Here is a 6,945-nt window from a genome sequence, read left to right as displayed (position 1 = left end):
GTCTATATTCAGACTACAGAATAAGGTATTACAAACCGAAAGCATCACCAGCACAATATGTTATAAACTTTGGTAAAGAATCTGCTAGGAAAGCGTAGTGCGGATGCTGCGTTTGACGAGGCGGGAGCTGGAAACGTTAACATGGGAATTTGGATTGAGGCCTATTGTGAAAACAATGGATCAGCCACCAAACCCTAAAGTAGGCGCGCCAGTTCTTGACCCTACATATTTTTTTGAAGGTTAAATCCAGCTTAGGGTCGAGAAACTTAGATAAAGCCATAGCCAAAGTGTTTAAAAATATTAATAATTATACACACAATTATTCAACCATATTTTTGAAGATAGCTATGCCGCCGCGGTATCTCTTAGCCGCTAACAAGTAGCGGGATGACGATTATTGGTAAATCTAAGTCAGTTTAGCTATAGGCAGCAATTTTCTGTATTTATTTTAAATTGAAGGAAGCTCAAATGAAAGATCATGTTTTGCTAAAAATCACAGAATGCAGTCTAACAGTGAACGGTTACGCTTTTGATCAAAAATGTTGTATAGTACACAATCAATTTTTCTGGATCCAAGTAGTCAAGGCACTGCCTTTGTGTTTGAGGCAAAATCGGCTATAACACTTAACATACTGCCTTTGCAAACAAATGTTCGTACAGTTATGTGTCAGCTACTTGTATGACGCCATTGCCTGAACGGGTACCAATGATTACCTATCAATCTCACCAAAAACTATATCGAGTGAGCCAATAATTGCTGCAACGTCAGCAAGCATGTGTCCTTTTGCCATAAAGTCTAAGGCTTGTAAATGCGCAAAGCCAGGTGCTCTTATTCGGCACCTATAAGGTCTATTGGTACCATCTGAAACTATATACACTCCAAACTCACCTTTTGGTGCCTCAACAACTGCATAAGCCTCACCTTCTGGTACGTGATATCCTTCTGAATAGAGCTTAAAATGGTGAATCAGAGCTTCCATAGATTTTTTCATCTCTGCTCTTGACGGTGGAGAAATTTTTCTATCTTCAGTTTTTATTTGCCCTTCAGGCATTTTCTCTATGCACTGCTTCACCAAACTGATAGATTGCCTAATCTCTGCCATTCTAACTAGATAACGGTCATAACAGTCGCCATTTTGGCCGATCGGTATATCAAAATCTAGTTGATCATATATCTCATATGGCTGGCTTTTTCGCAAATCCCAAGCAAGCCCAGCAGCGCGCAACATTGGGCCACTAAAGCCCCAATCAAGTGCCTGTTTAATTGATATTTCACTAATTCCTACAGTGCGTTGCTTCCATATCCTATTTTCTGTTAAAAGTTCATCAACATCGTCTATATATTTTGGAAATTGCTCTATAAACTTTGCAATATCCTCAATCAAATCTTCTGAAACATCTGCTGCAATTCCACCTGGCCTGATGTAAGCTGCGTGAAACCTTGCACCTGAAGCTCTTTCGTAAAATTCCAGTATTTTTTCTCTTTCTTCAAAGAGCCATAAAAGAGGGGTCATTGCTCCAACATCAAGCGCTTGAGAAGAAACGTTCAGTAAATGATTTAGTATTCTCGTCAGTTCACAAAACAAGACACGTAAATACTTTGCCCTAATTGGCACTTCACATTGCAACAATTTCTCCACACAAAGTGAATATGCATGCTCTTGTGACATTGGTGATACGTAATCAAGGCGATCAAAATAAGGCAAAGCTTGAAGATACGTTTTATGTTCTATTAATTTTTCAGTACCGCGGTGCAAAAGCCCAATATGGGGATCTGCCCTCTCGATCACTTCACCATCCATCTCTAAAACAAGACGCAACACTCCATGTGCAGCTGGGTGCTGAGGTCCAAAATTTAACATCATTGTCTTTAGATCGGGCATGTCCAGTAGTTTAAGATATTAAAATTGTATAGGCTAAAGTGCGCTCAAAGTCAATAAACTTCTTGCATAGGCTACAACTATCATTCAATAGAAACAAAAACTTTTACAATGGCTAATAAGTGTTGGTAAAACCAAGTCACTTTAGCTATAGAATGACAAAAAAGGTTTGCATTAGCCAAATTTTTAGTTGAAGTAGCATAAGAGGTTAAAGGAAAAGCTTTGTGTTAATGGATTCATTTCAGGTATAGTATAGATAATACCACAATACTTATAAAATGGATCATGTTGTTAATGCGTATAATAGACTTGACACTCCTATAGTCAGGGGAGAAGGGGCATATCTTTTTGATAAAGATGGTAAAAAATATTTAGATTTTGCTGCAGGTATTTCTACAACTTCTTTAGGGCATTGTCATCCATACATTACAGATAAGCTGAAAGAGCAATCGAGCTCATTATGGCACTGCTCTAACATTTTCACTATTCCCGAGCAAGAAAGGCTTGCCGAGCGTTTAACAACCCTTACTTTTGCAGATAAAGTTTTTTTCTGCTCAAGTGGGCTTGAAGCAACAGAAGCTGCAATTAAGTTTATTCGTCGTTACTTTTATTCAAAAGGGCAAGCAAAACGTAATCGTATTATTACAATTGAAGGAGGCTTTCATGGCCGCAGTATTGCTGCAATTTCTGCTGGAGGCAATGAAAAATCACGCGAAGGTTTTGCTCCGCTCCTTTCTGGTTTTGATAAAGTGCCAAGAAATGACATTAAAGCATTAGAAGAAAAAATCAACAATGAAATAGCTGCTGTATTTTTAGAGCCCATACAAAGCGAAGGTGGAGTATATCCACTAGACGTAGAATATCTTCAAAAAGTAAGGGAAATAACAAAAGCTCAAGGAATAATTTTGTGCTTTGATGAAGTGCAGTGCGGATATGGACGCATCGGTTCTTTATTTCATTATCAAAATGTCGGCATTGAACCTGATATGCTAACCTGTGCGAAGGCTATGGGTAACGGTTTTCCTCTAGCTGCATGTTTAGTGAAAGATTATATAGCAGAAGCAATTACTCCAGGAACTCATGGATCAACCTATGGTGGCAATCCACTTGCCATGACTGTTGGTAATGCAGTGCTCGATATAATGCTAAAAGAAGGCTTTTTTGATCATGTTAAAAGAATTAGTAAATATTTAAAAGAAAAGCTGTTGCTTTTAGCTAAAGAATTTCCTGAGATGATTTTAGAAGTTCGTGGAGAAGGGTTACTAATGGGAATAGAACTAGCAACTCTTGTAGCTGATAAAATTATTAGTCGATCTCTTGATAAAGGTTTAATAATAACTAGGGTTTTAAACAACAAAGTAGTAAGGGTAACCCCACCACTTATCATTGAGGATGAGCATGTGAACGCAGCGTGTAATATGCTTTATGATTTGTTTTTTAAGATTAAAGGTATATAAAATTCGGCAATATAAATTCAGGCATTGCAAATGCCTCTCATAACATGTAAAATTAATTTTATTTTTTATCACAATAACATCGTACTTTAATGGATTGGTTATTGGTCTTAGTATCATCAGCAATTTTTGTTTTGTTAGTTTTATCGTTTTTGTTCTCAGGAGCAGAAATAGGCTTAACCTCAATTAGCCGTTCTCGAGTTAATAAGCTAAAGCTAGACGGTAACAAAAAAGCCAGGGTAATAGATCGCTTATTAAATAGGAAAGAATTGACAATAGGAACGGTATTGCTCGGCAATACAATTATTAATATTACTTGCTCTGCTTTATTTACAGCAATATTTATCAATCTTTTTGGAAATGAGGGCATTCTCCTATCAACAATTATAATGACATTTTGTATTTTATTGTTCTGCGAAGTTCTACCAAAAACTTATGCTATTCAAAATCCTGAAAAATTTGCATCATTTTCTGCTTATTTTGTATTGTTTTTTGTAAAGATTTTTTCTCCATTGACACTAGGTATTCAATTTATTGTTAACCTCATCCTAAAATTATGTGGGCTGCATAAAGATAAGGAAGTGATATCTGCAGCGGATGCAATGCGTAATATGATTACTCTTCACCGCAGTGAAAGAACTATGTTGCAACAGGATTTAGATATGCTAAGCAGCATACTTGATTTGGCTGAGACAGAGATATCACAAATTATGACCCATAGAAGAAACCTATTTTCTCTTGATATAGATCGGAATAAAGAAGAGTTAATAAGGGAGATTTTAACCAGCAGTCACAGTAGAGTACCTTTATGGCAGAAGGAACCAGATAACATTGTAGGTGTAATTCACGTGAAAGCTCTAATAAATGCTTTGCGTGAAAAGAATAATAAAGCGGAAGAAGTTGACATTACCCAAGTTATGTCAAGGCCTTGGTTCATACCAGAAAGTACACCGCTCAGCGTGCAACTTCACAACTTCCGTAAGAACAGGAAACACCTTGCATTTGTTATTGATGAGTATGGAGCACTGCAGGGAATTGTAACTCTTGAGGATATACTGGAAGAAATAGTTGGAGAAATTTCGGATGAACATGATTTGATTACGGAGAATTTTATAAAGAAAATATCTGATAATATGTATCACATAGAAGGAAAATCTACTATTAGGGACATTAACAGGCAGTTATACTGGAATCTCCCTGATGAAGAAGCTACAACTCTAGCAGGTATGATTGTGAATGAAATAGAGCGCATTCCTGACGAAGGCGAGGAGTTTTCCATGTATGGTTTTCGCTTTAAGATTTTAAAAAAAGATAAAAATATTATTACTGTTGTTGAAGTGCAAGTAAAAACTGGTAATATTAGTGGCAGCAATTAATTAGTGGAGTTTCATGGAAGATACAGTAAAAATAACGGCTGAAGAGTTGAAGGGTTACATAGAGAGAATCGAAAAACTTGAACAAGAAAAGAGGGATGTGCAAGATCACATTCGTGATGTATATGCAAAAGCCGCAGATGAAGGTTGGGATATAAAAGTGATGAAACAAATTATTAGGCTGAGGAAGATGGATGATGATGACAGAGAGGAACAAGAAATATTGCTTGATACCTATAAACGTGCATTGGGAATGAGCTACGAAGAAGAGTTAAGTGAATAGCAGAATTGTAATTGGAATAAGTGGAGCATCTGGTTCTATTTACGGTGTGCGTATTTTAGAAGCGTTGAAAGACGTCGATTATGAAACTCATTTAGTGATAAGTCGTGCTGGGAAAATAACTTTAGCTCACGAGATTAAAGAAAAACTTGAAGATATTACATCACTTGCAGATTTTTACTATTCTGAAGAAAAGATTGGAGAAAAAATAGCAAGCGGCTCATTTAAAACCTCAGGGATGATTGTAGCACCATGCTCTATGAAGACAATGTCTGAAATCGCATCAGGTGTTACTTCCAATCTATTGACAAGGGCTGCAGATGTAACGCTAAAAGAAAGAAGAAAGTTAGTTCTTATGGTGCGAGAGTCACCACTGCATCTTGGGCATTTACAAAATATGTTAAAATTAACGGAGATGGGAGCAATTATTGCTCCACCAGTGCCTGCTTTTTATATTAAACCGAAATCGTTGGATGATATTATTAATCATTCTGTTGGCAAAGTATTGGATTTATTTGATATCAAATTACCCGACTTTAAGGAGTGGCAAGGAAGTGACAATTATTATTGATGGTAAAAAAATAGCAAACGACCTACGTGAGAGGCTATCACAAAAAATTGATATTTTAAAGAGAGAGTATAACATTTTTCCTTGCCTGAAAGTAATTCTCGTGGGCAGCAATCCAGCAAGTCAGGTTTATGTTCGCAACAAACAGAAAAAAGCAGAATCAATAGGCATAAGTTCTGAGACCATTGTTTTGCCTGATAATATTTCAGAAGATGAATTAATTGAAAAAATCAATGAATTAAATGAAGATCCATCTGTGCATGGCATTTTAGTGCAATTGCCTTTACCAAATCATATTAGTGCAAGCAGAGTAATTAACACAGTAAGTGTTGAAAAAGATGTAGATGGCTTTCATGATGAAAACGTTGGCAAATTAGTTAAAGGTGAAAAAAACTGCCTTATACCTTGCACTCCTAAAGGTTCTTTGCATTTAATTAAGTCAATTGAAGAGAACCTTTCCGGTAAAAACGCAGTGGTAATTGGTAGGTCAAATATCGTGGGCAAGCCAATGTTTTACCTGCTATTGCAAGAAAACTGCACTGTCACCATCTTGCATTCACAAAGCAAGGATTTAGCTGAATATTGCTCTAAAGCGGATATAGTAGTTGCAGCAGTCGGAAAGCCAAATTTTGTTCAAGCAGACTGGATAAAGAAAGGTGCAATAGTGATCGATGTTGGCATAAATAGCGTTAACGTAGGAAAGCTTGTAGGTGATGTTGACTTTGAGGGAATAAAAGGGAAAGCCAAAGCTATGACCCCAGTACCCGGGGGCGTTGGCCCAATGACCATTGCATTTCTAATGATGAACACTGTTATTGCTGCTTGCTTGCAAAAGGGAGTTGATGTTTCTGATTTCATTAGTTGAGGTATGAAGAGGAAAGCTATATGAAGATAGAATGTACCATATCACAATTAATAAAAAATTGAGATTTTTGAAATTCCTCAGTAGTCAAATTTATTAAATATTTAGGATCATCATCTATTCTTTTTTCTCTACAAGTATAGCTAAAGTGGCTTAGGTTTACCTACAATTTGAAAAACAACAAATTCGTCATTCCGCTACTCGTTAGCGGAATCTATGCTGAGATACCGCGGCGGTATGACGTAGGGAAACCTTTCTTGGGTTAGCTATAGTTAGTGGAATTGCAAAGTTTCTAGGCATAAAAAGCTTTGAACCTAATATATGAGCCAAACTTGATTTTCCAACCGTAGATACACCTGTAATAAAAATAATAGTCTTCATTTTGCGAATTTACTTGCTATATGAACTATCGGAGAAATTTTTTTATAGTTTATAGTATCTGACCTTACCCAGAAAAAGTGGAGAGAAAGTTTGGAATGTTTTTTACAAAAAGAATGATGCATCAAATTGTTCTGGAATGCAATAGTT

At 36.5% G+C, this 6,945-nt stretch carries 6 protein-coding genes; 5 read left to right on the top strand and 1 reads right to left on the bottom strand.

What is annotated here, in order from left to right; all coding sequences use genetic code 11:
- Positions 1 to 710: 710 nt before the first annotated feature.
- On the bottom strand, positions 711 to 1,883 hold the full coding sequence (locus OZD66_RS01070) for an NADH-quinone oxidoreductase subunit D (RefSeq protein WP_182367551.1): 1,173 nt from the start codon (positions 1,881 to 1,883) through the stop codon (positions 711 to 713).
- A 275-nt stretch (positions 1,884 to 2,158) separates the two neighbouring features.
- Here OZD66_RS01070 and OZD66_RS01065 point away from each other — a divergent pair, with 275 nt between their 5' ends.
- The 5 genes from OZD66_RS01065 to folD all read left to right on the top strand — a co-directional run bounded on the left by OZD66_RS01065 (position 2,159) and on the right by folD (position 6,420).
- Positions 2,159 to 3,337 carry an aspartate aminotransferase family protein gene (locus tag OZD66_RS01065; RefSeq protein WP_182367548.1) on the top strand — a complete coding sequence of 393 codons (1,179 nt, stop codon included), beginning with the start codon at positions 2,159 to 2,161 and terminating at the stop codon, positions 3,335 to 3,337.
- Between the two features lie 89 nt (positions 3,338 to 3,426).
- Complete coding sequence (locus OZD66_RS01060; protein ID WP_182367545.1) at positions 3,427 to 4,710, top strand: HlyC/CorC family transporter; 1,284 nt, start codon at positions 3,427 to 3,429, stop codon at positions 4,708 to 4,710.
- 13 nt (positions 4,711 to 4,723) lie between these two features.
- Positions 4,724 to 4,990, top strand: a complete 267-nt coding sequence (locus OZD66_RS01055) for a DUF2312 domain-containing protein (protein WP_010082293.1) — start codon at positions 4,724 to 4,726, stop codon at positions 4,988 to 4,990.
- Positions 4,983 to 5,558, top strand: a complete 576-nt coding sequence (locus OZD66_RS01050) for a UbiX family flavin prenyltransferase (RefSeq protein ID WP_006280027.1) — start codon at positions 4,983 to 4,985, stop codon at positions 5,556 to 5,558. Before OZD66_RS01055 ends, OZD66_RS01050 begins: the two co-directional genes overlap by 8 nt.
- A complete protein-coding gene (gene folD, locus OZD66_RS01045; protein WP_182367542.1) occupies positions 5,542 to 6,420 on the top strand; it encodes a bifunctional methylenetetrahydrofolate dehydrogenase/methenyltetrahydrofolate cyclohydrolase FolD in 879 nt (292 codons plus the stop codon). The genes OZD66_RS01050 and folD overlap by 17 nt, the downstream gene beginning before the upstream one ends.
- The last annotated feature ends 525 nt before the right edge of the window (positions 6,421 to 6,945 follow it).

This window comes from Wolbachia endosymbiont of Drosophila baimaii, from assembly GCF_028982185.1.
Taxonomy (GTDB): domain Bacteria; phylum Pseudomonadota; class Alphaproteobacteria; order Rickettsiales; family Anaplasmataceae; genus Wolbachia; species Wolbachia pipientis.
The sequence above is the reverse complement of the archived record's forward strand: the minus strand, read 5'-3'. Positions and strand labels throughout refer to the sequence as shown.